Source organism: Aquabacterium sp. (genome assembly GCF_034003525.1).
Taxonomy (GTDB): domain Bacteria; phylum Pseudomonadota; class Gammaproteobacteria; order Burkholderiales; family Burkholderiaceae_C; genus Aquabacterium.
Genome location: NZ_JAVEYN010000022.1, coordinates 16,870 through 42,429 on the forward strand (window position 1 = coordinate 16,870; position 25,560 = coordinate 42,429).

Annotated in this window: 24 protein-coding genes and 1 tRNA gene; 14 read left to right on the plus strand and 11 right to left on the minus strand. The window is 64.7% G+C overall.

All coding sequences use genetic code 11. From position 1 onward, the window contains the following. Positions 1-67: 67 nt before the first annotated feature. Positions 68-4,381, plus strand: a complete 4,314-nt coding sequence (locus tag RBT42_RS12645; protein ID WP_320365644.1) for a YhdP family protein — start codon at positions 68-70, stop codon at positions 4,379-4,381. Here RBT42_RS12645 and RBT42_RS12650 read toward each other — a convergent pair. Then, positions 4,356-5,045: a DUF4197 domain-containing protein gene (locus RBT42_RS12650; RefSeq protein ID WP_320365646.1), complete on the minus strand. Its 690-nt coding sequence runs from the start codon at positions 5,043-5,045 to the stop codon at positions 4,356-4,358. The two genes, RBT42_RS12645 and RBT42_RS12650, sit on opposite strands and share 26 nt — an antisense overlap. Before the next feature lie 40 nt (positions 5,046-5,085). On the opposite strand from RBT42_RS12650, the gene RBT42_RS12655 reads away from it, so the two are divergent. The 6 genes from RBT42_RS12655 to RBT42_RS12680 all read left to right on the plus strand — a co-directional run bounded on the left by RBT42_RS12655 (position 5,086) and on the right by RBT42_RS12680 (position 8,856). Next, positions 5,086-5,577: a TlpA disulfide reductase family protein gene (locus tag RBT42_RS12655; protein ID WP_320365648.1), complete on the plus strand. Its 492-nt coding sequence runs from the start codon at positions 5,086-5,088 to the stop codon at positions 5,575-5,577. A gap of 11 nt (positions 5,578-5,588) precedes the next feature. Beyond that, a complete protein-coding gene (locus RBT42_RS12660; protein WP_320365650.1) occupies positions 5,589-6,212 on the plus strand; it encodes a hypothetical protein in 624 nt (207 codons plus the stop codon). Positions 6,213-6,230: 18 nt separating this feature from the next. Beyond that, a complete protein-coding gene (locus RBT42_RS12665; protein ID WP_320365651.1) occupies positions 6,231-6,692 on the plus strand; it encodes a PTS fructose transporter subunit IIA in 462 nt (153 codons plus the stop codon). Beyond that, a complete protein-coding gene (locus RBT42_RS12670; protein WP_320365653.1) occupies positions 6,661-6,930 on the plus strand; it encodes an HPr family phosphocarrier protein in 270 nt (89 codons plus the stop codon). The genes RBT42_RS12665 and RBT42_RS12670 overlap by 32 nt, the downstream gene beginning before the upstream one ends. 203 nt (positions 6,931-7,133) lie before the next feature. Beyond that, the gene (locus RBT42_RS12675) at positions 7,134-8,177 is read left to right on the plus strand and encodes a transporter (protein ID WP_320365655.1); all 1,044 of its coding nucleotides are present in this window, start codon (positions 7,134-7,136) and stop codon (positions 8,175-8,177) included. Positions 8,178-8,208: 31 nt separating this feature from the next. Next, on the plus strand, positions 8,209-8,856 hold the full coding sequence (locus tag RBT42_RS12680; RefSeq protein WP_320365657.1) for a chalcone isomerase family protein: 648 nt from the start codon (positions 8,209-8,211) through the stop codon (positions 8,854-8,856). Between the two features lie 30 nt (positions 8,857-8,886). Here RBT42_RS12680 and RBT42_RS12685 read toward each other — a convergent pair whose 3' ends face one another. Genes RBT42_RS12685 through queC form a run of 3 tightly spaced genes read right to left on the minus strand, consistent with a single transcriptional unit; the run spans position 8,887 to position 12,161 of the window. Continuing rightward, positions 8,887-10,842 carry a M48 family metalloprotease gene (locus RBT42_RS12685; RefSeq protein WP_320365659.1) on the minus strand — a complete coding sequence of 652 codons (1,956 nt, stop codon included), beginning with the start codon at positions 10,840-10,842 and terminating at the stop codon, positions 8,887-8,889. Between the two features lie 12 nt (positions 10,843-10,854). Then, complete coding sequence (locus tag RBT42_RS12690) at positions 10,855-11,448, minus strand: LemA family protein (protein WP_320365661.1); 594 nt, start codon at positions 11,446-11,448, stop codon at positions 10,855-10,857. Next, complete coding sequence (gene queC, locus RBT42_RS12695; protein WP_320365663.1) at positions 11,445-12,161, minus strand: 7-cyano-7-deazaguanine synthase QueC; 717 nt, start codon at positions 12,159-12,161, stop codon at positions 11,445-11,447. Before queC ends, RBT42_RS12690 begins: the two co-directional genes overlap by 4 nt. Positions 12,162-12,298: 137 nt before the next feature. On the opposite strand from queC, the gene RBT42_RS12700 reads away from it, so the two are divergent. Further along, entirely contained in the window at positions 12,299-13,075 is a 777-nt protein-coding gene (locus tag RBT42_RS12700; protein WP_320365665.1) for a ferredoxin--NADP reductase, read from the plus strand. Positions 13,076-13,149: 74 nt separating this feature from the next. On the opposite strand, the gene RBT42_RS12705 is transcribed toward RBT42_RS12700, so the two are convergent. The 3 genes from RBT42_RS12705 to RBT42_RS12715 form a co-directional block, all read right to left on the minus strand. Further along, positions 13,150-13,419: a DUF2061 domain-containing protein gene (locus RBT42_RS12705; protein WP_320365667.1), complete on the minus strand. Its 270-nt coding sequence runs from the start codon at positions 13,417-13,419 to the stop codon at positions 13,150-13,152. Positions 13,420-13,606: 187 nt separating this feature from the next. Next, entirely contained in the window at positions 13,607-14,386 is a 780-nt protein-coding gene (locus RBT42_RS12710) for a sulfite exporter TauE/SafE family protein (protein WP_320365669.1), read from the minus strand. A 72-nt stretch (positions 14,387-14,458) separates the two neighbouring features. Further along, positions 14,459-15,760 carry a glutamate-5-semialdehyde dehydrogenase gene (locus RBT42_RS12715; protein ID WP_320365670.1) on the minus strand — a complete coding sequence of 434 codons (1,302 nt, stop codon included), beginning with the start codon at positions 15,758-15,760 and terminating at the stop codon, positions 14,459-14,461. Positions 15,761-15,790: 30 nt separating this feature from the next. Between RBT42_RS12715 and RBT42_RS12720 the strand changes: the two genes are divergently transcribed. Then, complete coding sequence (locus RBT42_RS12720; RefSeq protein WP_320365672.1) at positions 15,791-16,213, plus strand: hypothetical protein; 423 nt, start codon at positions 15,791-15,793, stop codon at positions 16,211-16,213. 4 nt (positions 16,214-16,217) lie between these two features. Here the strand turns inward: RBT42_RS12720 and RBT42_RS12725 are convergent, their stop codons facing one another. Next, on the minus strand, positions 16,218-17,528 hold the full coding sequence (locus tag RBT42_RS12725) for an FAD-dependent monooxygenase (RefSeq protein WP_320365674.1): 1,311 nt from the start codon (positions 17,526-17,528) through the stop codon (positions 16,218-16,220). 183 nt (positions 17,529-17,711) lie between these two features. On the opposite strand from RBT42_RS12725, the gene ispB reads away from it, so the two are divergent. The 3 genes from ispB (at position 17,712) to RBT42_RS12740 (ending at position 19,081) form a co-directional block, all read left to right on the plus strand. Continuing rightward, positions 17,712-18,641, plus strand: a complete 930-nt coding sequence (gene ispB, locus RBT42_RS12730; RefSeq protein ID WP_413785899.1) for an octaprenyl diphosphate synthase — start codon at positions 17,712-17,714, stop codon at positions 18,639-18,641. 27 nt (positions 18,642-18,668) lie between these two features. After that, positions 18,669-18,745: transfer RNA gene (locus tag RBT42_RS12735), tRNA-Pro, on the plus strand. Positions 18,746-18,916: 171 nt separating this feature from the next. Continuing rightward, positions 18,917-19,081, plus strand: coding sequence for a hypothetical protein (locus RBT42_RS12740; protein ID WP_320365678.1), 165 nt, complete (start codon positions 18,917-18,919; stop codon positions 19,079-19,081). A 133-nt stretch (positions 19,082-19,214) separates the two neighbouring features. On the opposite strand, the gene RBT42_RS12745 is transcribed toward RBT42_RS12740, so the two are convergent. Genes RBT42_RS12745 through RBT42_RS12755 form a run of 3 tightly spaced genes read right to left on the minus strand, consistent with a single transcriptional unit; the run spans position 19,215 to position 23,381 of the window. Next, on the minus strand, positions 19,215-19,910 hold the full coding sequence (locus RBT42_RS12745; RefSeq protein WP_320365680.1) for a response regulator: 696 nt from the start codon (positions 19,908-19,910) through the stop codon (positions 19,215-19,217). After that, on the minus strand, positions 19,907-22,639 hold the full coding sequence (locus RBT42_RS12750) for a DUF4118 domain-containing protein (protein ID WP_320365682.1): 2,733 nt from the start codon (positions 22,637-22,639) through the stop codon (positions 19,907-19,909). Before RBT42_RS12750 ends, RBT42_RS12745 begins: the two co-directional genes overlap by 4 nt. Then, entirely contained in the window at positions 22,605-23,381 is a 777-nt protein-coding gene (locus RBT42_RS12755) for a type 1 glutamine amidotransferase (RefSeq protein WP_320365684.1), read from the minus strand. Before RBT42_RS12755 ends, RBT42_RS12750 begins: the two co-directional genes overlap by 35 nt. Before the next feature lie 380 nt (positions 23,382-23,761). On the opposite strand from RBT42_RS12755, the gene kdpF reads away from it, so the two are divergent. Together kdpF and kdpA are read left to right on the plus strand one after the other, a co-directional pair. Further along, positions 23,762-23,854: a K(+)-transporting ATPase subunit F gene (kdpF, locus tag RBT42_RS12760; RefSeq protein WP_081961321.1), complete on the plus strand. Its 93-nt coding sequence runs from the start codon at positions 23,762-23,764 to the stop codon at positions 23,852-23,854. Further along, positions 23,851-25,554 carry a potassium-transporting ATPase subunit KdpA gene (gene kdpA, locus RBT42_RS12765; RefSeq protein ID WP_320365689.1) on the plus strand — a complete coding sequence of 568 codons (1,704 nt, stop codon included), beginning with the start codon at positions 23,851-23,853 and terminating at the stop codon, positions 25,552-25,554. Before kdpF ends, kdpA begins: the two co-directional genes overlap by 4 nt. The last annotated feature ends 6 nt before the right edge of the window (positions 25,555-25,560 follow it).

The window sequence follows — 25,560 nt, forward strand, 5'->3', positions numbered from 1 at the left end:
TGCTGGCAATGGTAGAGCAGCAGTCAGGCCACGTTGTGGGCGGTTCGACGGGTGAACTGTCTGATCCATGTCTGAGATTCCTGCTGCTTCCTCTGAGCTTTCCACGCAAACCGCCACCGGGCGCCGCCACAGGCTGTGGTCGTCGGCCCGGTTCATGGGGCGGGCGACCCGACGTCTGGTTCGCATCACCTTGAGCCTCTTGGGGGCGGGGGTGTTGCTGGCCACGGTGGCCTGGGCGGTGTTGCTGTTTCAGATTCTGCCCCGTATTGGCGATTGGCGGCAGGACTTGGCTGAACAAGCCACGCGGGCATTGGGGGTGACGGTGCGCATTGGTGCGCTGCAGGGGCACACTGATGGCATGTGGCCGGTGCTGAGCCTGCACCGGGTGGAACTGCTGGACGAGCAGGGCCGGGTGGCCTTGGCGTTGCCGGAGGTGTCGGCGCGGGTGTCGCTGGCCACGCTGTCGCCCCAGGCCCTGTGGGCGGGCGAGGTGCGCTTGGGCCGCCTGGAACTGGTTCGCCCTGAGCTGGAGGTGCGGCGAGACGTCAGCGGGCAAGTCCATGTGGCGGGTTTGCGCCTGGCGCCGCAGGGGGCGAGCGGCCAGGGCACGTCTGCGGGGGCCGACTGGGTGTTGTCGCAGTCGCTGATCCAGATTCGCGAAGGGCGTCTGCGCTGGACCGATGAGATGCGGGGACGTCCCACCTTGAGTCTGCAGCAGGTGGACTTGGCGCTGCGTCACCGACTGGGACTGGGGCGTCGTCACCATGAGCTGGCGCTGGCCGCCACGCCGCCGCGCGAGTTCGGCCAGCGGGTGCGCCTGGAGATGGACATGGCCCAGCCCTTGTGGGCCTTGGATGAGCAGGCGGCCTGGTGGCAACGCTGGTGGCCGTCCTTGACCCGGCCCAGCCAGTGGCAGCGCTGGACCGGCTCGGTGGTGCTGGACCTGCCGCATGTGGATGTGCAGACGCTGCAGCGTCATGTGAGCCTGCCGGTCGAGGTGCGGGGCGGGCGGGGCGCGGTGCGTGCCACTGTGCGCTTGCGAGACGGCCGTTTGGCGGGGGGGGGCTTGCAGCTTGCGGTGCAGGGCGTGGATGTGCGTCTGGACCCGGTGCTGGCGCCGCTGAGCTTCAGGCGTCTGGATGGCCGCCTGAGCCTGGACCACCGCTCCGAGCAGACCGCACTGGCATTCGAGCAACTGGCCTTCGAGTTGAACGACGGCCTCTCGTGGCCCCTCAGCCAGGGGCGCCTGGTGTGGCGCCATGCGGCCGACCCGCTGGTGGATGTGGCGAAAGCCTGGCGTCAGACGTTGGGCGGGCAGGCTCAGGCCGAGCATCTGGACCTGGCCTTGCTGGCCCGGGTGGCCGATCGCTTGCCGCTGCCCACCGCCCACCGCCAGGCTCTGCAGGAGCTGGCCCCCCAGGGCATCGTGTCCGGGCTGGACCTGAGCTGGGAAGGGGCGGCGACGGCGCCCACGCGTTACCGGGTCAAGGCGCGCGTCCAGGGCCTGGGTCTGGCGGAGTCCCCGGACGGGATGAGACCGGGCTTGGCGCAGGCCGATGTCACGGTGACGGCCACAGAGACGAGCGGGCGGGCCGATCTCGCCATGCAGCAAGGCTGGCTGGCGTTCCCGGGCGTGTTCGAAGCGCCCCGCATCCCTCTGGATCGGCTCCAGGCCCGCGTGGACTGGACGCGGCGCGTGGCGGTGGGCGCTGCACCGGATTGGTCGGTGAAGGTCAGTCAGGCCAGTTTTGCCAATGCCGACGCCGCAGGCACGCTGGACGCCACCTGGCGCACAGCCGCCGCCGGAGAGCGCAATGCCCAGGGGCAGCCGCTGTCGCGTCTGCCGGGGGTGCTGCAGCTGGACGGCCGGCTGGCACGCGGTGAGGCCACCCGCGTGTGGCGCTACCTGCCCCTGAGCATCCCGCCCGACACGCGTGACTATGTGCGCCAGGCCTTCCGCAGCGGCCACGCCGAAGGGGTGACGTTTGAGGTTAAGGGCGAACTGGACGCATTCCCGTTCAAGGACGATGTGGGTGGGCGCTTCCGCGTGCGGGTGCCCGTGCGTCAGGTGGTCATGGACTATGTGCCCCCGACGCTGCTGGGCCTGACGCCCGACGCGACAAAGGGCATCTGGCCGGCGTTCACGTCGCTGGAAGGGCTGCTGCGCTTCGAGGGCCAGCGCATGCTCATCGAGGACGCCCGTGCCCTGTTGGGTACCATGGGCGCGGGGCGCTTTGTGCTGAGCGAGGTGTCAGGCCGGATCGAGGACATGGGGGCGGATGACCCGCACCTGACCATCCAGGGCCGTGGCGCAGGGCCGATGGACGATCTGCTGCGCTTCCTGGCGACCTCGCCAGTGGGCGAGTGGACGGGCGGTGCGCTCAGCGAGGCCCGAGGCGGTGGGCGGGGCGCCTTGCAGCTGTCGCTGGACATCCCGCTGAACCGCGGCGAAGACACCCGGGTCAAGGGCCTGGTGACCCTGTCGGACAAGGACCAGGCCAGTGTGCGTCTGAGTCCGTCGATCCCGGCCTTTGCGGCCTTGCGCGGCACCATTGCCCTCACCGAGACGCAGCTGGATGTGCAGGCACGCACCCGCGTCTGGGGGCAGGAGATGACCGTACAGGGCAAGCGCGGACCAGATGGCATGGTGCGCTTCAGCGCGCGCGGCAGCATGTCGGCCGAGGGCCTCAAGCAGGCGCAGGAGTACCCGGCCCTGGCGCGATTGGCGCCGCACCTCGCGGGGGAGACACCGGTGGCTGTGACGGTGGCCGCCGGGGCACGCACCGAGGTGCAGGTGAGTTCGACCTTGCAGGGCATCGGCGCGGCCTTGCCCGCACCCCTGACCAAGCCGGCTGCCGCAGTGTGGCCGCTGACCGTCACCTACCGCACCGACAGCGAGCAAGGTGAACGTGACCTCATCCAGGTGGACGTGGGCAATCCGCAGACCTTGGCCATGACGCCGGCGGCCTTGCCGCGCGTGCGTGTGGACCTGCGCCGTGATGTGAGCGGCGCTCACGCCCGGGTCACGCAGGGGCTGATCAGCGTGGTGCAGGCTGGGCCGGGGCAGAGCGCGGCCTTGCCACTTTTGCCAGCGCGCGGGGTGGCCGCGCAGTGGTCGAGCCCCACGCTGGATCTGGATGCGTGGATGAAGGTCGCCGACACCTTCCGTGGCCCGGCCGGGGGCGCCAGCCAGTCAGACTTCGGGGATGGCCTGCCAGAAACGGTGAGCATCCAGACGGGCGCGCTGACCTTCCGCCAGCGCACGCTCAAGGACGTGTCGGCCACGCTGGCCCATCCGGCCCCGGAGGTGTGGCGTCTGCAACTCCACGCGGACCAGGTGGCCGGTCAGATCGAATGGGCGCCTGAGAAGGCGCCGCTGGCCGCCGGACCGTCTTCCAGCAGGGTGACGGCGCGTCTGTCCCGCCTGTCCATCCCCAATGCCGAGGCACAGGCTCTGCAGAGCCAGGCGACCGCGCAGATGCTCGCTGGCGAGGGCGCCAGGCAGTTGCCCGCGCTCGACATCCAGATCGATCAGTTCGAGTGGCGCGGCCTGGCCTTGGGCCGTGTGGAGGTCGAGGCCCTCAACCGCCTCGTGCCCATGGCGGGCGGCGCAGCCTTGCCCGAATGGCGCCTCAATCGCCTGCGCGTGAGCACCCCGGAGGCCCAGCTCGATGCCTCGGGCAACTGGGCAGCCCTGGGCACGCTCGGCCGCCCGCGCTCGGCCTTTGGCTTCACCCTGGACCTGCGCGACAGCGGTGCCCTGCTGACCCGCCTGGGCCTGCCGCAGACGCTGCGCGGCGGCAAAGGCCAGCTCACCGGGCAGGTCAACTGGCTGGGCTCGCCGCTGGAGCCCGATCCGCTGACGATGTCCGGTGACATCAAGGTCCAGATCAACGCCGGGCAGTTCCTCAAAGCCGACCCGGGCATGGCCAAACTGCTGGGGGTGCTCAGCCTGCAGTCCCTGCCGCGCCGGCTGACGCTGGATTTCCGTGACCTGTTCCAGCAGGGGTTTGCGTTTGACGCCATCGACGGCGACGTCAAGGTCACGCAGGGCGTGGCCGCCACCCGCAACCTGCGCATGCGTGGTGTGCAGGCCATCGTGCTGATGGAAGGGCAGGCCGACCTGGCCAAGGAGACGCAGAACCTGCACGTCTTCGTGGTGCCGCAGATCAACGCCGAGGCGGCCTCACTGGCCTACGCTGCCATCAACCCGGTCATTGGCATCGGCACCTTCATTGCACAGTACCTGTTGCGCAAACAGGTGGCCGACGCCGGCACCCAGGAATTCATGGTCACCGGTCCCTGGGCCGACCCCCATGTGGAAAAGCTCGAGCGTGGCCCCAAGCCGGCCGAGGTCACAGTGCCCCGAACACCTTCTTGAGCAAGGCGCTGCCCGTGCCCACCGGATCCTGGCGGATCTTGCGTTCTTCTTCGCCGATCACCATGAACAGGGCGTCCAGCGCCTTGTTCGTGACGTGATCCTGCAGCGTCCCGCCCTGGCCCTTGAGCAGGCCGAACTGCTGGGCCTTGCCCGCTAGATCGTTGTAGCGCTGGGTCACCGACAGCTTTTCCAGCGAGCGGTTGACCACCGGCTGAAACTGCGCTGTCAGCGGCTCACGCGTCTTGCGGGCGAAGTACTCGGTCACCGCGTTGTCGCCGCCTTGCAAGATGCCGGCAGCGTCCTGCACGCTCATGTCCTTGATCGCCTTGCTCAGCAGGGGCCGTGCGAGGGACACCGCCTGCTCGGCCGCGTGGTTCATGGCTTCGGTCAACTGCTGCAATTGCTGGCCGCGCCCCATGGCCTGCAGCACGGGTGCCGCCTTGTCCAACGGTGAGGGCAATCCGATGCGCACCTTCTCGTTGTTCAGAAAGCCATTGTTGGCACCCAGTTGGGACACCGCCACCTCGGCCCCCTTGTCGAGCGCAGCACGCAGGGCGGCGGTGGCGTCCTTGCTGCTGAACGCGGCAGCCCACCCTGTTGCCGGCAGGGTGACCCAGCCCAGGCCGAACACCCCCAGGGATGACAATACACTGCGACGTTTCATGTTGTTTCCTTTCTAGTTTGCTGTGGTGACACCCATGCCGATGAGTCGACGTTTGATGATCCTGGGCCTGCCCGTGCTCCTGAGCGCCTGCCTGTCGGGGGGCAACTCGGATCTGCCGGACCTGCCTTTCACCCAGCTGGATGGCAGCCAGCATCGTACAAGCGTGTTCAAAGGCAAAGTGACCGTGCTCAACTTCTGGGCCACCAGCTGCACCACCTGCGTCAAGGAGATGCCTCAGATCGTCGCCACCCACCAGCGTTTCCAGGCGCAAGGGCTGGAAACCTTGGCTGTGGCCATGTCTTACGACCCACCGGCCTACGTCATGCAGTTTGCGCAGACCCGCCAGCTGCCGTTCCGCGTGGCCATCGACCACGACGGCAGCCTGGCCAAGGCCTTTGGCGACGTGCAACTCACGCCCACCACCCTGGTGATCAATCGCGAGGGCAAAGTCGTCAAACGCTATGTGGGCGAACCTGACTTCGATGCCCTGCACAAGCTGTTGGGGCAGTTGTTGGCCCAGCCGTCCGCTTGAGGTCGCGCCCGATGCCGTTCGTGAGCCTGCCGCGGCGTTGCGCGCGCCTGGGTTTGATGCTGACCCTGGTTGCCCTGAGCGCCTGCTCGCCCGCACTGGATTGGCGCGAGGTGCGCCCGTCCGAGGCGCCGGGTCTGCGCTCCCTGTTTCCCTGCAAGCCAGATCACGTGACGCGCACCGTGACTCTGCCCAGCGCGCCCCAGCCCCTGGTCATGCACATGTGGTCCTGTCAGACCGGTGAGGTGACCTGGGCGCTCAGCCAGGTGCAGGTGCAGGACGTGACGCAGGTCGGGCCCACCTTGGCGGCCTTGCCCCGCGTCATGCAGGACAACCTGCAGGCCGCCAGCCAGATGGCAGGCAGTCAGGCTCCGGTCGGGGTGGTGCCATTGGGGCCGGTACAGGTTCGTGGCATGACGCCACAAGCCCAAGCGCAGGGTTGGCGTTTCCAGGCACGGCGGGTCGATGGCTGGGGGCGGCCGCTGGAGATGGGCGTCACAGCGTGGCATTTTGCCCACGGCCTGCAGATTTTTCAGGCCTCGGTGTCCCGTCCCATCGGATCAAAGGGGACAGAACCCACTGCGGCAGCGCAAGATGCGGAGTTGTCCTTCCGGGACGGATTCCAGTTCCCTGTCTGACCCCTTCACACCCACCCCATGCCCGGCCTGTTCATCATCGCGCACGCTCCCTTGGCTTCAGCCTTGAAGCTGGCCGCCGGCCATTGTTTCCCCGAGTTGGCGCAGCACCTGCAGGCGCTCGACGTGCCGCCCAACCTGCCTTGTGACGAGCTCGAAGCGCAGGCGCGTGTGATGTTGAGCCTGGCGCAGGACGCCGACCCGCGCGGCGAGGTCCTGATCCTCACCGACGTGTTCGGTGCCACGCCCTGCAACACCGTCCAGCGCCTGGCCGACGGTCTGCGCGTGAAGGTGATCACCGGGGTGAATGTGCCGATGCTGTGGCGCGCCCTGAACTACGCCAGCGAACCCCTGGACACCTTGGTGACCCGCGCGCTGGCCGGGGGCACCCAGGGCGTCATGCAGATCGCGGCCAGCAGGCCGCAAAACCAGGCCAGCCAAGCTAGCAGTCATGATCAAGACCACCGCCAACATCAGCAATAAACTGGGCCTGCACGCCCGTGCCTCCGCCAAACTCACCAAACTGGCCAGCAGCTTTCCCTGCGAAGTGTTCATGAGCCGCAACGACCGCCGCGTCAATGCCAAGAGCATCATGGGCGTGATGATGCTGGCCGCCGGCCTGGGCAGCACTGTGGAGATCGAGTGCGAAGGCCCGAAGGAAGAAGAGGCCATGAAGGCCTTGCTGGCGCTGATCAACGACAAGTTTGGCGAAGGTGAATAACCCGACGAGGGTTTACCCTTCATCTGCCGCGAAATTGTCACAAGCTCCTGCAAAACCGTGATTTTTTGTTGCGCCGAGACAGCAGAGATTGTGCCCAGACGTAAGTTCTCGAGGCAAAGTTGGCTCATCCCGCAAAGGGGGGTGATCAGGCATCTGTCCCCTGCTGTGGATCACAGACTGTCCCCGCGTACCAAGGAGTCACAATGCCCCGTTTTACTTCCGTCCCGTCGTCGATTTACCGCGCCCCTCTGAAGGCGTCTGCTCTGGTGCTGGCCCTGGCAGCAGCCACCAGCGCCATGGCTGCCGAGAACGGCAACCAGCGTTACTCCGCCGGCATTGGTGGCAGCGACATGACCACCCCGGTCGTGCCTGGTCTGTACTTCCAGGCCCCGATGGTGGCGTACCACGCCAGCAAGATCAAAGGGAACGACGGCAAGCAGCTGACGAATTATGTCAACCCCTCGTACCGTGCCAAGGTGTCCATTGACACCGACACCTACGCGATCCTCCCTCGCTTGACCTACATCAGCAGCCATCGCCTGCTGGGTGCCCATGTGGGTGTGACGGCCATGTTGCCGGTTGTCAAACGTAAGGCTGATTTCGGTCTGACGACCGGTAGCGCTGTTGTGGATGGGTTCGCAGGTTTGTCTGGCATTGCTGCAGGCATGAGTGGGTCCGAGACCGGCATCGCTGATCTGGAAGTCTCTCCCGTCATGCACTGGGAAATTGGCGATCACCAGTCGGTGACGTTTGCCCCGACGATCGTCATGCCGCTGGGTGACTTCAAGGCGAATCAGCGTGTCAACACCGGTTTCGGCGATTACTACACCTTCCGTCCGTCCGTGCAGTACGCCTTCATTGGTGACGGCTGGGACATCGGTGGCCGTGCCGTGATGTCCTTCAACACCCGTAACAAGGACACCGACTACTACAGCGGCAAGATCTTCAACTTTGACTGGCAGGCCATGGCCTTCGTGTCGGAAGACATCCGCGTCGGTGTGCAAGGCTACTTTGTTCGCCAGTTGCAAGCGGATACGGTCACCCCGAATGCGTCGAACGCGATGACGCAGAAAATGCTGCTAGACCAAAATGGCAACAAAGCCAGCGTCAACGCCATCGGCCCCGCCGTCGCCTGGCTGATGAACGGTGGCGAAATGCTGATCGAAGGCAAGTTCATCAAGGAATTCGGTGCCAAGAACCGCACCGAAGGTCAGGCTTTCTGGCTGACCATCTCCAAGCCTCTGTGATCCTGCCGCCTTTCTGTCTGGAGGTATGACCATGCATGACGAACGTCAAAAGCCTGAAGCCATCAACACCCTGCGTCGCCAGTTGACGCTGGGCGCGGCGGCTTCGACGCTCCTGCCCTGGGCTGCACCCGCGATGGCACAACAGGTCTCACTGGAAGGGGTCGATCTGGCCCCCACGGTGACGGCCTATGGCCAAAAGCTCGTGCTCAATGGTGCGGGCGTGCGCAAGCGCGGCTACTTCAAGGCCGACGTCACGGCCTTGTACCTGCCAGAGAAGACCACCTCGGCCGAAGCGATCTTCAAGCTGGACGGCGTGCGCCGCATCCAGCTCAACATCCTGCGCCGTTTCACCTCGTCCACCATCACACGCATCTTCCTGGCTGACTTCAAGGATCACGCCACCGAGGACGAGTTCAAGCGCCTGATCGGCCCCATCGGCATGATTGGCGCTGCATACTCGAACGTGAAGGAAGTGGTCAAGGGCGATGTGGTCAATCTGGACTGGGTGCCCGGTCGTGGTTGGCTGGCCACCCACAACGGACGCTCGCTCAATGAGGCCGATGGCAAGCCACTCGTGATCAGCGACAAGCTGGCCTATCAGATCTACATGCGCATGTACATCGGCGAGGGTGCGCCTCCCGATCTGCGCAACGGTCTGTTGGGCCTCACCAAGGGCTGATCGGCTGACCGGTTCTGGCTACCGCGCTGCTCAGCGAGTGGCGCGGTAGTGTGCCTCCAGCATCGGAGGCAAGGGCGTGTCGAGCAGGCACGCACACATGCGCAGGGCATCGGCGGTCTCGTCGCTGAGCAGGCCCTGGGGGCTGTGGTTGAACGCTTCTTCCACCCAGGACTTCACCAAGATGGCGCGCAACACCCAACCCAATTCCTGAACCGCCGACAAGGCATGCACCAGGCCATCCGCATCCGGGGGCTGAGGCATCACCGTGTCCGCCATGTCTTCTCCGCAGCGTTGCATGACCTGGTCGTACCAGACTTGCGAAGCAGGGTGAACCCCGTCAGCCCGCTCCGGCATCGGGATGAAGCGGGCCAGATAAGCGCTCAGCGCGGCCACGTACGCACGCTCCGCCTCCGGCAGGTCGGAGATGTCCTCGTGGTGATGCGTGAGGGGCAGGATCAGGGGCGCGCCGCCTGGCTGTGCGTTGAGCCGATGGCGCAGGGTCAACCACCACAGGCGATCACGCGGGCTGATGCGACCGTCGGCGCGCAGCAACTCGCGCGCGTCATGTACCACCTGACGCCGCTGCGCGATCGGGGCGCCCGCCAGTTGCGCGGTGAGGCGCTCGAACTCCGGCATGCGGTGCTGGGGGAGCAGGGCCTGCACGTCGTCCAGGATGCGGGCGCCATGGGTCAGTTCCTGGCTGCGCACGTCCCACCAGCGACGCTCGGCCCCATTGGCCGGGTCCATCATGAGGGCCAGCAGCAGCAAGCGCTGCTCGGTCGGGCCTTGCAGGCGTTGCAGGCGCGCCAGTGCCTCGCGGTCGGCGTGCAGGCGAGCGCTCCATCCCTCACTGTGCGCCTGGATCAGGTCGTGCTGGACGCTGGCTGGGGTCGCGCTTGTTGTGGCGCCCGCGCTCACCCAAGTCAGGCCTCCGTCGTTCACGGCGGCCAGCGCCCCTTCCGGCGCGGTGGTGGCACGCGGCCGACGCGGCTCGGAGACCGGTTCACGCAGGAGTCGCGCGGGCAGGGGCGGCAGCACGGTGCCGCACACGCGCCGAATGCGCTCACTCAAGCGCGGATGGCAGGCGAGCAGGTGGGTCTGTCCGGGTTCGTGCAAGAGCATGGCGGCCACCATTTCGGCGGCGGGGTGCTGCATGCGGCCGGCCAGCAGCTTCTGGTCGTGCCAGATCTTGCGCAGCACATTGCCCAGGCCGTCGCTTGTGCGGGTGAACTGGATCGCGCTGGCATCGGCCAGAAACTCGCGCTGGCGCGAAATGGCAGCTTGCAGGATGCGACCGGCCAACCAGCCCAGCCAGCCCGCGGCCGTCAGCACCAGCCCCACCAGCCAGGCCAGCGGGTTGACCTGACCGTCCTGGTTGGGTCGCATCAGGGTCTGGCCATATCCGTGGATGAGCGACAGGCCCCACACCAGGGCCAGCATGCGCATGCTCAAGGGCAGGTCGTCTTCCTTGATGTGACCAAACTCGTGCGCCACCAAGCCCTGCAGCTCGGCGCGGTTGAGGCGTTCCAGGGCGCCGCGGGTCACGGTCAAGGCGAGGTCGTCGGCACTCCAGCCTGCCACGAAGCCATTGATGGCGTCTTCGCGACGCATCACGAACACGCGGGGAACGGGCTGCGCGCTGGCAATGGCCATCTCGTCGACCACGTTGAGCAGGCGGCGCTCCAGCGCGTCATCCGGGTCGGTGACCTCGACACCACCCAGCCAGTGCGCCACCCGCGCGCCCCCGCCTGCCCGCAGGCGCTGGGTCTCGACGATGGCGCCGCCCACCACGAACAACAGCACCACGGCGGTGTTGGTTTCGAAAAACAGGTTGGGAAAGCCGAAGCCTGTCGGCACCACCAGCTTGTAGACCAGGGCCAGCAAGAGGTTGATGGCCAGGGTGAGCGCCACCACCAGCACGCCAAACCACAGCATCAGCTGGATGGTGCGTGTCTGGGCGGCCCCTTGGTGCTGACGAAAACGCATGAGTCCCAGGGATCAGAAGCTGACCTTGACCGGGGCGCGCTCGGCCTCGGACGAGGTCGATTGCAGCATCTCGGCCGTCTGGAAGCTGAACAGGCCAGCGAGCAGATTGGTCGGGAACTGGTGGATGGCGTTGTTGTAGTCCAGCGTGACGTCGTTGAACAGCTGGCGCGAGAAGGCCACTTTGTTTTCGGTGTGGGTCAGCTCTTCACGCAGGTCGGTCATCTGCTGATCGGCCTTGAGCTCAGGGTAGGACTCGACCACGGCCTGAAAGCGGCCCATGGCGCTGCCCAGCACGCCTTCGGCCAGGCCCAGGCTCTTGATCGGGCCGCTCTGGTTGGGGTGGGACTTGACCATGTCGGTGGCGGCCATCACCTGCGCGCGCGCAGCGGTCACGCGCTCGAGCGTTTCGCGCTCGTGCTCCAGGTACTTGCGGGCGACCTCGACCAGGTTAGGGATCAGGTCATGCCGGCGCTTGAGCTGCACATCAATTTGCGCAAAGGCGTTACCGATCTCGTTGCGCATCCGGACCATGCGGTTGTAGGCCCCGACGACCCAGAACAACAAAACCGCGCCCAAGGCCAGCAGGATGATCTGTGTGGTGCTCATGCATTCCCTTTGTCACGTTGGTATTGTGCGTAGCCCTCACGCCGCAGTTCACAGGCCGGGCAGTGCCCACAGCCATATCCCCAGGCGTGCCGCTGGCTGCGGTCGCCGAGGTAGCAGGTGTGGGTGTGTTCGATGATCAGGTCGTTGAGGGCCGGACCTCCCAGTGTCTCACTGAGTGCCCAGGTTTGCGCCTTGGTCAACCACATCAGGGGGGTTTCGATCGTCATGGGGCTGTCCAGTCCCAGGCTGATCGCCACTTGCAAGGCCTTGAGTGTGTTGTCGCGGCAGTCCGGGTAGCCGGAGTAGTCGGTTTCGCACATGCCGCCCACCAGCACCGAGGCGCCACGGCGGTAGGCCAGTGCGGCCGCAAAGTTCAGGAACAGCAGGTTGCGCCCGGGCACGAAGGTGTTGGGCAAACCGTTGGCCTGCATCTCGATGGCGCGCGATTCGGTCAGCGCCGTGTCGGAGATCTGGCCCAGCAGGCCCAAATCGAGCAGGTGATCTTCGCCCAGGCGCGGCGCCCAGTCGGGGAAGGCGCGCGCCAGCTCGGTGCGGATGCGGCCGCGGCAGTCGAGCTCGACCTTGTGTCGCTGACCGTAGTCAAAGCCGATGGTTTCGACGTGGCTGTAGCGTGCCAAAGCCCAGGCCAGGCAGGCGGTGGAGTCCTGGCCTCCCGAGAAAACGACCAGTGCGGTGCGGGGATCCTGTGACATGACGGTGCAAGGCGATGTTTTTTATGACTTTTTGAGCATAGCTTATGCCAGGTCAAAGGCCCCAAAAGCACGGGGTCAGATGACGTTCGCGTGACGATCTGAGGGACAATTCAGGGTTTTCGTCAGGATCAACCAACATGGCCGCGTTCAATCAAGAGACCGTCACCTACGTTCACCACTGGAACGACACGCTGTTCAGCTTCAAGACCACCCGCGACCCGGCGCTGCGTTTTGCCAGTGGCCACTTCGTGATGATCGGCCTGGAAGTGGACGGCAAGCCCCTGATGCGTGCCTACTCGATCGCCAGCGCCAACTACGAAGAGCATCTGGAGTTCCTGTCGATCAAGGTGCAGGATGGCCCCTTGACCTCGCGCCTGCAACACCTGAAGGTGGGCGACAAGCTGCTGGTGAGCCGCAAGGCCGTGGGCACCTTGGTTGTGGACGACCTCAAGCCCGCCATGAACCTGTACCTGTTCGGTACCGGTACCGGCCTGGCCCCGTTCATGAGCATCATCCAGGACCCCTACACCTACGAGAAGTTCGAGAAGGTGATCCTGGTGCACGGCGTGCGCACGGTGTCCGAGCTGGCGTACCACGACTACATCACCCACGATTTGCCCGACCACGAACTGCTGGGCGAGCTGATTCGCGACAAGCTGATCTACTACCCGCTGGTCACGCGTGAGCCCTTCCGCAACCAGGGCCGCCTGACCGACCTGATCGAGAACGGCAAGATGGCCGCCGACCTGGGCCTGCAGCCGCTGAACCCGGCCACCGACCGCGCCATGATGTGCGGCAGCCCCTCGATGCTGGCCGACCTGTGCAAGATCCTGGACGCACGTGGCTTCCAGATCTCGCCGTCGCAAGGCGTGGCGGGCGACTATGTGATCGAACGCGCGTTCGTGGAAAAGTAAATCTCACGCATCAGACATCGCCCAGGCATGTGGCCCGGGCGTGTCTGCCGTCTGGTGGGCGTGAACCCGCCGCCTCAGGCCCCGACTGCGCGCCCCGCTTCGGGGCCTTCTTGTTGGCGCGTTCGGTGTGGGGTGATCTGCTGCACCACGCGGGCGATGGCCTGGCGAGCGGCCTGGGCACGCGGGTGATCCCAGTACTTGTCGAAGAAGTAGTGCATCACCGTGTTCACCACAGGCTCGACGAAGGTGACGACGCCGGCGATGGTGATGCTGCCCGTCATGGCGTAGGTCACGCTGAAGGCGGTGATCACGTGCATCACGCCGAAGGTTGCGGTTTTGGCCATGGTGGACTCCTTTGGCAGACGGTTTCTTGTTTGAGAATGGTTCTCATTATTCCGGCTGAGGCACCATTGGTCCAGTCGACTGATTCGATTGATTTGATAGCTTTTGTCAAATGATGGCCACTTGGCTGCGGATCAGTTGAAAGGGCACTGTGGTGATGTCTGGCCTCATGCCGTGTCACCGCAGGCGTCACAGCAACTGCCATGCATCCATCCCCGTCTTCAGGATGAGGGCACCGACCACGAAGAGGAATGCCGCGCGCACAAAGCCGGCGCCGTGCTTGAGCGCCAGGTGGGTGCCCACGGCGCTGCCGGCCACATTGGCCACGGCCATCGGCAGGGCCAGCGCCCACACCACGTGCCCGTGCGGGATGAACCAGGTCAGGGCTGCCACATTGGTGGCGAAGTTCAGGCGCTTGGCGGCGGCGCTGGCATGCAGGAAGTCCCAGCCCAGCAGGCGCACCAGCGCGAACACGAAGAAGCTGCCGGTGCCGGGGCCGAACACGCCATCGCAAAAGCCGATGAGTCCCCCGATGCTTGTGGCAACCAGTGCTTCGGTGCGGGCTGACCAGTGCGGCGCATGGTGGTGCCCGAGGTCCTTGCGCCACAGGGTGTAGACCCACACGGCGGCCAGCACAAACGGCAGCGCCACCCGAAAGCGCGTGGCCGGGATCAAGGTGGCCAGCCAGGCGCCGAGCAAGCCACCCAACATGGCGGCCACGATGGCGCCCATCAGGCGGGCCGAGGGCAGTTTCACGCGCCGTGCGTACTGCAGTGCCGCCCAGCCCGTGCCCCAGATGGACGCGGCCTTGTTGGTGCCCAGCAGCGTGGCTGGCACAGCCTGCGGGAACAGGCCAAACAGCGAGGGCACGATGATGAGCCCGCCGCCGCCCACGATGGCGTCCACCAGCCCGGCGCCGGCCGAGGCCAGCAGCATCAGGCTCACGTTGGTGAGGGTGAGGTCCAGCATCACAAGGGGGCTTCAAAGCAAAGAGCCCGGCAGGTCGCCGGGCTCGTGTCAGGGCAGAGAAGGGCGAGCCGCTCAGCTGCGCACTTCGCCCTGGCCCAGCACCACGTACTTCAGCGAGGTCAGGCCTTCCAGGCCGACCGGGCCCCGTGCGTGGAACTTGTCGGTGCTGATGCCGATTTCGGCGCCCAGGCCGTACTCGAAGCCATCGGCAAAGCGGGTCGAGGCGTTGATCATCACGCTCGACGAGTCCACCTCGCGCAGGAAGCGCATGGCGTTCGGGTGGTTGGTCGTCAGGATGGCGTCGGTGTGGTGCGAGCCGTACTGGTTGATGTGGGCGATGGCCTCGTCCAGCGAGTCGACCACCTTCACGGCGATGACCGGGGCGAGGTATTCCTCGTACCAGTCCTGCTCGGTGGCATCCACCACCGTGGCACCGTCCACCTTGCCCAGCACGGACTTGGCCCGCAGGTCGCAGCGCATCTCCACGCCCTTGGCGGCGAACACGGCGCCAATCTTGGGGAGGAAGGATTCGGCCTGCTTCACGTGCACCAGCAGCGACTCGGTGGCGTTGCAGGGGCTGTACTTCTGGGTCTTGGCGTTGTCGGTCACCTTGACTGCCAGGTCCAGGTCCACCTCGCTGTCCACATAGGTGTGGCAGTTGCCGTCCAGGTGCTTGATGACCGGCACGCGGGCCTCGGCACTGATGCGCTCGATCAGGCCCTTGCCGCCGCGCGGGATGATGACGTCCACGTACTGCGGCATCGTGATGAGCTGGCCCACGGCGGCGCGGTCGGTGGTCTGCACCAGCTGCACGGCGTTGGCGGGCAGACCGGCCTGGGTGAGGGCGGCTTGCACCAGCTTCCACAGCGCCAGGTTGGAATGGATGGCCTCAGACCCACCACGCAGCACGCAGGCGTTGCCGCTCTTGATGGCCAGCGAGGCCGCCTCGATGGTGACGTTGGGGCGGCTCTCGTAGATCATGCCGAACACGCCGATGGGCACGCGCATCTGGCCCACGCTGATGCCGGTGGGGCGACGGCGCACATTGGTGATCTCCCCGGTGGGGTCGGGCAGGGCGGCGACCTGTTCGCAGCTCTCGGCCATGGTCTCGATGACCTTGTCGGTCAGGCGCAGGCGATCGACCATGGGAGCAGCCAGGCCGTGGCGCTCGGCGGCCATCACATCGGCCTCGTTGCGCGCCTTCAGCTCGCCCGCATGGGCGCGAATCTGCGCAGCCAGGGCCAGCAAGGCGTTGTTCTTGGCGGCGGTGCTGGCGGCGGCCATCGTGGTGGCCGCGACGCGGGCGGCTTGACCCACGGCGGTCATGTACTGGTCAACCGGCAGGTCGGCGGAAGGGGTGATCGCGGTGTTCATAAGGCAAGATTGTCGCAAACTCTGCTCGCCATGCACCAGGTCATCCACATTCACCCTGACGCTCCGGTCAAACCGCCGGAGGGCGCGCCGTGCAATGGCTGCGGCGTGTGCTGTCTGGCCGAGCCTTGTCCCGTGGGGATGCTGGTGAGTCGCAAGCGCCACGGTGCCTGCGCGGTGCTGGTGTGGTCCGAGGCTGCAGGGCGCTATCACTGCGGGCTGATGCTGGCCGCAGGGAGCGAGACGGTGGAGGCGGGGCCGGTGGCTGCGCGGGTGTTGCTGCGCTGGCCCAGGCCGGTGCGTGCCTTGGCGCTGCGTTGGGTGCGTCGCCTGATTTCAGCAGGCAGCGGTTGTGATGCCAGCCTGGAGGTGGGCGCTGATCCGTCGGCAGGCGATGGCTTCGGTGAGCGAGCGCCGGCCCGGTTGCCCGACGCGCCGCGCGAAGACCAGGGTTGAGGCTTCAGCGCACGCCGAACATCATCGTGCGCGCCAGCAGGCGCTTGACCGGGCCCAGGGTCTGCACCGCCCCCAGGCCCAGGCCGCGCAGGGTGGCCAGGATCGGGGCGGGCCAGGTAAAGCTGCGCGCAAGGAAGTCGGTGGAGGCCACCAGTGCCAGGCGGTCGGGCTGGCGGCGGCGCTCAAAACGGCGCAACGCGCGTTGCACCTTCATCTGGCGCGCGGCATCGTCGTCCACCGTGGTCCAGGTCTGGTCCTTGAGTGCAGCCAGCAGTTCGTGCACATCGCGCATGCCCAGGTTGAAGCCCTGGCCGGCCACCGGGTGCAAGGTTTGCGCGGCATTGCCGATGCGCACCACCTGCCCGTCGGAGACGAGGTGACGGTGCGCATTGAGGCCCAGAGGGAAGGCCTTGAGCGATGACATCTGACGGATCGCGCCCACCTCTTCGTGGAAGATGGTGTTGAGCAGGGTGAGGCGCTGGGTGTCGTTCAGGTCGCGCACGGGGTCGTCGGCTTGCTGCACGCACCACACCAGCGCGGCGCGGCGGCCGATGGGGCCGCCCACTTGGACCTGCCCGGGCGGCAGGGGTAACAAGGCGGCGGGGCCGGAGGGGGTGAAGCGCTCGTAGGCTACGCCGGGCGCGCTGCTGTCGTCCAGCAGCACCTGTCCCACCCAGGCGGTTTGTTCGTAGTCGCGGCTCACGCCTTCGGGCCATTGCAGCTTGGGCTGGTCCGCAAAAACGCCACCTTCGGCCACCACGGCCAGGTCAAAGGTCTCGGCGATGTCGGCGTCGATCTCCACGCCTTGCGGCAGCGACTTGAACCCGCGCACCGGGGTGCCAAAGCGCATGGCCAAGCGATGTTCGTCGGTGCCGATGGCCTTCAACCAGGCTTCTTGCAAAGGAGCGACCAGGGTGCCGTAACTCACCACCGCGCCCAACTGCGGCACGCCTTGCTCTTGCGCACTGATGCGCACGGCGGGCTGTTGCGATCCGGGCCACAGCACCGTGGGCTGCTGCTGTGACACGTGCACGGCTTTGATTGACGCGCTGTGGCCACTGGCTTCGATGGCTTCCCAGATGCCCATGCGGTGCAACTCCTGCACGGTGCCTTGGGACAGGGCCAGGGTGCGGGCATCGGCACGCACGTCCTTGTCGGCCGGGCGGGCGTCGAACACGGTGATGCGGGCCGCGGGCAGGGCGCGTGCGGCTTGCAGCGCCAGGCTCAGACCCGCCGGGCCGGCCCCGATGATGGCCAGGCGCAGCTCGACCGAGGACAGAGGCGCGGAGGTGTCGGAAGCGTGGGGAGCAGACATGGGCAGACCTGAGTAGAAAAAGCCGGATGCCCTTGTATTGTCCTGTGGAAAAACGGTGCAGGGAAACCCGCGGCCTTCCCTTCCTATAATCTCAGGTCTGCCCGTGACCGGGCGTTTCGTCTGCAACTCCGCGTGAGCACCTCCACCTCCCCCGCCAGCTACCGTACCCTCGCCGCGCCCGACATGGCCGAGGTCGATCAGGTCATCCACCGTCGCTTGTCTTCGCAAGTGGCGCTGGTCAACCAGATCTCGCACTACATCGTCAACGCGGGCGGCAAGCGGGTGCGCCCGATGGTGTTGCTGCTGGTGGCGCGCGCCCTGGGATGCAACAGCTCGCAGATGCACGAGTTGGCGGCGGTGGTGGAGTTCATCCACACCTCGACCCTGCTGCACGACGATGTGGTGGACGAGTCTGACCTGCGCCGCGGCCGCCAGACGGCCAATGCGATGTTCGGCAACGCCGCCAGCGTGCTGGTGGGCGACTTTCTGTACTCGCGCTCGTTCCAGATGATGGTTTCGACCGGCCGCATGCGCGTGATGGAAGTGCTGGCCGAAGCCACCAACGTGATCGCCGAAGGCGAGGTGCTGCAGCTGGTCAATATGCACGACCCCGACATCTCGGTGGACGACTACCTGCGCGTGATCGAATACAAGACGGCCAAGCTGTTCGAGGCCAGTACCCGCCTGGGCGCCCTGATCAGCGACGCTTCTCCCGAGGTCGAAGAGGCCTGCGCCGCCTACGGCCGCGCCCTGGGCACCGCCTTCCAATTGATCGACGACCTGCTGGACTACGAAGGCACCACCGCCGAGCTGGGCAAGAACATCGGCGACGACCTGCGCGAAGGCAAGCCGACCTTGCCGCTGCTGGCGGCGATGCAGCGCGGCACGCCCGAGCAGCGCGAGATGATCCGCAACGCCATTTTGAACGGCGAGGTCGAGCGCATGCCCGAGATCGTGGCCGTGGTGAAGGCCACTGGCGCGCTGGATGTCACGCGAGAGGCCGCGCAAGCCCAGGCCGAAGTGGCGAAAAAGTGCCTGGAGGCCTTGCCGGCTTCGGAGTGGCGCGAAGCTCTGCTACAATTATCGTTTGATTCGATTCACCGCTCTTCTTGAGCGGTTCGCAGTCGAAATCAATGACATCGGGGTGTAGCTTAGCCTGGTAGAGCGCTACGTTCGGGACGTAGAGGCCGGAAGTTCGAATCTTCTCACCCCGACCAAATTTCCCTTGTAAATCAAGGAGTTGAAACAGCCGCAGCAATGTGGCTGTTTTGCTTTCAAGGGTTCTGTGCCAAATCTGTGCCAAACGGCGCAGCGTGACTGCACGGAAAGTCGGTCCGGATATAAACACGCTGACTACAGAAGTCTCCTCGTTCACAGGAGTCTGTCTCATGGCGCACATCGCCAAGCGCAGCTGCTCCCGTGTGACCGTCAAGAACAAGCCGGAACTCGCTAGACGCTGTGTCTTCAACAGGGTGCCCGAGGTCGAGGCCTGCATGACAGAGTTGCGTACTCAGCGATTCACGCCAAGAGTTGTGCAGTTGGATGAAAGCTGATTTGTGCGCATCCGTGACAAGGGGCACAAGCCCCTTGAGGCCGCATATGACTCTGAAGGGTACCTATCAGAGATGGAACCGAGTTTGCACGTTCCACACCATTTGCGCTGAACTGTCGCTTCAGTGGGATGGCTCATTGATTGACGAATCGATAGCCCACACCGACCTCAGTCAACAGGTGTTTTGGCATGGACGGGTTGGCTTCGACCTTCTTGCGCAGGTTGGCCATGTGCACGCGCACGTAGTGGGTGTCTTCACCATGTCCAGGGCCCCAGACGGCCTTGAGCAAATGGCTATGCGTGATGACGCGATCTGGCTGACCGGCCAGGTAAGTGAGCAGCTTGTACTCGATGGGGGTGAGGTGGACGAGTGTTCCTTGTTTGCTCAATTGGCGCTTGACGAGGTCCAGCTCCAGTTCGCCAAAGCGAATGGTGCTGTCGCCACTGGGCGTCTGATGCAGGTGTCTGCGTAGTTGAGCGCGTACCCTGGCCATGAGTTCGCCGGAGCCAAAGGGTTTGACCAGATAGTCGTCGGCGCCTGCATCCAGTGCATTGATCTTGTCGGCCTCGGCGCTGCGAGCGGATAAGACGATCACAGGTGTTGTCGACCAGGTTCGGAACTCGCGGATGAAGTTAACCCCATCTCCGTCAGGTAGGCCCAGATCGAGCACCACGAGATCAGGCCGACGGGTACCCGCTGAGATCAGGCCTCGTCGCAACGTGTCGGCCTCGTGTGATTCGTGTCCCTCGGATTCGAGCGTGAGTCGAACAAAGTGCCGGATCGTCGGATCATCTTCGATGACGAGAATGTGTGCATGCAGTTCGCTCATGTGAGGTCATTCGCTACAAAGGTTGAGTCGCCGATGGTGACGCTACCGTCATCGCTGGGGGGGGTTCCAGTCGGTAGCGCCACGATGAAGCGGGCCCCCCCGCCATCGCGTTGTTCCGCGTGAATCTGCCCGCCGTGTGCCTGAACAATGGCGCGGCAAATCGCCAGCCCCAAACCCACGCCGGGCAGTGCACTTTCACGGGAGCCTCGCTCGAATTTCTGGAACAGAGCTTCTTCTCGACCAGGGGGCAATCCTGGTCCTCGGTCATCGATGCAGATGGTGACTGTGCCACTGGCGCAGTCTGCATGCAGCTCAATGGGGGAGCCTGCGGGGGTGTACTTGGCGGCGTTCTCCAAGAGGTTGACGAGCACACGCTCAATCAGTACGGCGTCCAGGTGAAGCAAAGGCAGGTTCTCGGCAAGATCGACGGTGATCGGACGATCTTTCAGTGTGGGCTGGCTTGCTGCAAGCGCGCTGCCCACCACTTCCTCCAATGGTTGCCACTGGCGATTGAGTTGCACCGCACCGGCTTCCAGCCGGGCCATGTCAAGCAGATTGTTGACGAGGACCCCCATGCGAATCGCGGACTGGCGCATGGCCCCTGCGATCTCGCGCTGTGGGGGGGGCAGTGTGGGCCTGGATGTTTCGAGGGCATCGGCCATGCCCACCAAGCCTGAAAGAGGCGTACGCAAATCGTGTGAAATGGCTGACAGCAGCGAGTTGCGCAGTCGCTCGGACTCGATCTGAATGGTGCTGGCCTGAGCCACCTCAATGTAATGGATGCGTTCGAGCGAGATCGCCAACAGTGAGGCGCAGGTTTCCAGCAGTCGATGCTGCGCCGAATCGAGGTTGGTGTGTTCCGGAGGCATGATGACAAGGGCCCCGCGGGTTCGCATGGGTGCGTTCAGGGGGAGTACCAGCGTGCGACTGGCAGGCAGGGTGTCGGTGCCAGATCCCGCTGCACGACCTTTGCCGAAGGCCCATTGGGCCACGGCCATGTCAACTTCGCACCGGCCTCCATTCACAGGCTTCAGTTGATCTGCATCGTCGGCGACCAGCAAGGTACCTTGGGCCTGAAACTCGGCAGCAAGAAAACGCTGTGCGATGTCGGAGACCTGTTCAACCATCAGGGCGGATGACAAGTCACGGGCCATTTCGTACAGGCTGCGCACCCGTTGCTCACGGCGTATGGCTGATTCCGCCTGAACTTTGAGCACAGCGGTGAGTTGTCCGATGGTCAGGGCAACGGCGAGCATGACCATGAACGTCACCAGGTACTGGACGTCGCTGACAGCGAACGAAAAGCGAGGGGTGACAAAGAAGAAATCGAACAAGCCCACGCCCAGGAAGGCAGCAGTCAAGGCCGGACCGCGGCCGAAGCGCAGTCCGACGCCCACCACGGTCAACAGGAAGAGCATGACGATGTTGGACAACTCCAGGATCTGCTGCAAAGGTGTGGCGAGCAAGGCCGTGAGCACGCATGCCGCCACGGCCGCGCCATGTCCTTGCCACACCATGGCTGGCTTGTCTGAGGGCGCTGAGGGAGATGCGGGCGCATTGTTCGTGTTGCCGAGACTGCCGGCTGGGGTGGACACCTGCAGGACATCAATCTCAGAGGCCATCTCTGCGATGCGATCTGACAGCACGACGTCCCAAGGCCAGCGTCGACCGTGTCGCCCCATCACCAGTCTGACCAAGTTCTGCTCACGAGCGTAGCGGACCAACGCCTGAGCGACGTCAGCGCCGGGGCGAACCGCCGTGGTCGCGCCCAACTGGGCAGCGAGCTTCAAGGTGCGATCCACTTCTGGAGAAACAGCACCGTCCTGGCCCGACGTGGCAAGCGGCTCGATGTGCACCGCATGCCAGTTCACATCCAGTTGTGCAGCCAAGCGCGCGCAGCTTCGTACCACCTTGTCAGCCTGCCCGTCGGCGCCTACGCAAGCCAGCAGGGCCTCACGGTTTGGCCAGACGCTTTCAACCGATGCCTGTCGACGGTAGGCCAGCACCTGCCCGTCAACCCGATCAGCCGTGCGACGCAGAGCCAACTCGCGCAAGGCCAGCAGATTGCCCTTGCGAAAGAAGCTGCCGGCAGCGCGCTCTGCCTGGTCTGGCAGGTAGACCTTGCCCGCTTTGAGTCGCGCCAGCAGCTCATCGGGGGGGAGGTCCACCACGACCACCTCGTCGGCCTCGTCGAACAGGCGATCAGGGACCGTCTCCCACACCCGTATGCCGGTGATGCCGCTGACCACATCGTTGAGGCTTTCGAGGTGCTGGACATTCATGGTCGTCCAGACGTCGATGCCGGCCTGCAACAACTCTTCGATGTCCTGCCAACGCTTGGGATGGCGTGAGCCGGGTACGTTGCTGTGAGCCAATTCGTCCACTAACACCAAGGCATCGTTGTGTTCTTGACCGAAGGCCAGTGCGGCGTCCAGATCGAACTCTTTGAGCGCTCGCTCACGGTGCTGCACCTGACGCAGGGGCAACCGTGGCAGACCTTCGGCCATGCGCTCAGTGTCATGGCGGCCATGGGTTTCCAGCAGACCGATGATCAGCGAGCGACCCTGCGCCTGACTGGCGCGAGCAGCCGCCAGCATCGCCCAGGTTTTGCCGACCCCCGCAGAGGCGCCGATGAAGATCTTCAAACGTCCCCGATGCGCGCGGATGTCGTCCTGCTTCACCTGTTGCAGCAGTTCATCGGGGTTGGGGCGTTCTCGACCAGGGTACATGGCGGGTTCTTTCTTGTTCTCCGAAGTGTGCGCCTGATCGCATCAAGACGGTGTCAAGACGGTGGGGCATGTGGTGCCTTGAAGCCATAGGGCTTTCAGGCAGATGTGCGGTCCAGTTGCCGTACACGCGACGGGCCAACCCGTGCAGCGCAGGCAGCCAGACAGGGGCGTCCGAGAGAATCTGACTGGCAGGCTGAACGCTGGGAGAGTGATGACACGCCAGCTCTGGCGCACCATGTTGGCACCAGGCTGTCAGGATGTCGGGGGTGATCTCCAAGTGGCATTGCAAGGCCAGATGTGGACCGAGGCGGAAGCCCTTGTTCTGGCAATGCTGTCCGATGAGGATGCGCTCAGCACCGGCTGGCATGTCGAAGGTTTCATGGTGCCAGTTGAACGACGGCACCGCCTGACAGGTGCCCCAAAGGCCGTGAGCGTACGGGGTGGGCGTCAACATGCGCCACCCGATGTCAGGTCGCGGCAAGCGTCGGACCGAAGCGCCAGCGACGCAGGCGAGCATCTGGGCGCCAAAGCAATGCCCGAGGACAGGTACGTCTTGCGAAAGTGCATCTTGAACCAAACGTCGCTCTTCGTAGATCCAACGAATCGGATCGTGGATGCTGTGATCGCTACCCAGTAGGGCGATGCCGCTGAAGCGGCTGGCTGACCGAGGGAGCGGGTCGCCCTGACTGGGTTGGATGTGGACCATGGGGATGCCCCACTGGGTCAGCAGCGCTTTCAGCATGCCAGGGCCTTGCACGGCGTCGTGCTGAATCACGGCAACGGGTCTCATCTTGGTGAGCGCCACAACAGGGTGGCGCGTTGGTTTGGACACTGCCCAATCTAGGTATCGCGGCGGCAAGACGATGTAGAGAAGGCGGGTTTGAGTGTCAAGAATTGGTGAAGCTCGTGCATGAGCGAGTGGCTCAGGTCGGTCTTGATGCGTTCTTGATGCGGGCATGCGAAAGCTTGGTCCCGTCTTGACGGCTGCCTTCCTACGATCGATGGCATCGGATATGAACAGGAGAACCCGATGGACATCGTGTTTGTCGCGCTGGGCGCGACGTTCTGGCTGCTCATCGTCGGCATGGCGATGGGGTGTGATCGTTTGAAGCGGAGTGCGTCATGAGTGGCGAGTTGCTGCTGTGTGGAGGCCTGGCCGTGGGGTTGCTGGCTTACTTGATCGCGGTTTTGCTCAACCCGGAGGACTTTTCATGAACACCCAAGCTTTGGCTCTCATAGGCCTGTTCTGCGTGGTGCTGCTGGCCGCGGCATGGCCCTTGGGGCGGTACATCCATGCAGTGATGGAGGGGCGTGTGACCTGGATGCGCCGGGTTGAAACGCCGATCCTGCGTGTCTGCGGCGCGCAGCCTGAAGTTGACATGGGCTGGAAGCGTTACGCCCTGTCGCTGATCTTGTTCAACTTGTTGGGCGTCATCGCGGTCTATGCCTTGCAGCGCCTGCAGCATGTCCTGCCTCTCAATCCGCAAGGAATGGGTGCTGTGACACCGGACTCTGCTTTCAACACAGCCGTGAGTTTCGTGACCAACACGAACTGGCAGGGATACGGTGGTGAGTCGACGATGGGTTACCTCACACAGATGCTCGGTCTGGCGGTGCAGAACTTCCTGTCGGCGGCAACTGGGATCGTGGTGGTGGTGGCCTTGATCCGCGGCTTTGTGCGTCACAGTGCGCAGGGGCTGGGGAATGTCTGGACCGATTTGATGAGGGCCACCTTGTGGGTGCTGCTGCCCCTTGCCTTCGTGTCCGCGGTGGCCTTGGTTCACCAAGGCGTGATTCAGAACTTCCTGCCTTACGTTGAGCTCCAGACCCTGACCGGTCAGAAGCAGACAGTGGCGATGGGGCCAGTGGCCTCTCAGGAAGCCATCAAGATGTTGGGCACCAACGGTGGAGGCTTCTTCAACGCCAACTCGGCACACCCGTTCGAGAATCCGACCGCTCTGAGCAACTTCATTCAGATGCTCTTGATCTTCCTGATTCCGGCGGCGCTGTGCTTCACCTTTGGTCGCATGGTGGGTGATGCGCGCCAGGGCTGGAGCGTGATCACGGTGATGTTCGTGTTGTTCATCGCGGGGGCATGGTCGGCCACGTACTTCGAACAACAAGGCAACCCGATGTGGCGTGAGCTTGGCGTGAACCAGGCTCAGACGATGGATCAGGCCGGCGGCAACATGGAGGGCAAAGAGGTGCGGTTTGGCATCGTCGCGTCCGCTCTTTTCGCCACGGTCACGACCGATGCCTCATGTGGCGCCGTCAACGCCATGCACGACTCCTTCACCCCATTGGGCGGCATGGTGCCGCTGGTCAACATGCAACTGGGTGAGGTGGTGTTCGGTGGTGTGGGGACGGGCCTTTACGGCATGCTGATCTTTGCGGTGATGGCGGTGTTCCTGGCTGGACTCATGATCGGCCGCACGCCGGAATATTTGGGCAAGAAGATCGAGGCCTTCGATATGAAGATGGTATCGATGGTCATTCTGATCACGCCAATTCTGGTGCTGGCAGGGACGGCTCTTGCCACGTCGGTGGAAGCTGGGCGTGTGGGGGTGGCCAATCCGGGGCCGCATGGCTTCTCCGAAATCCTGTACGCGCTCACTTCTGCCGCGAACAACAACGGCAGTGCGTTCGGCGGTTTGTCGGCCAACACGCCCTTTTACAACGTGCTGCTGGCCGTAGCGATGTGGTTCGGTCGTTTGGGTGTGATTGTGCCTGTGCTGGCCCTGGCGGGCTCTCTGGCAGGCAAGAAGCGCCTGGCGGCTCACCAAGGGACCATGCCGACACATGGCCCGTTGTTCGTGGCCCTGCTGATGGGGACGGTACTCCTGATCGGTTTACTGAACTACGTTCCGGCGCTGGCCTTGGGGCCGGTGGTGGAGCAACTGATGCTGTGGCGTTGAAGGAAC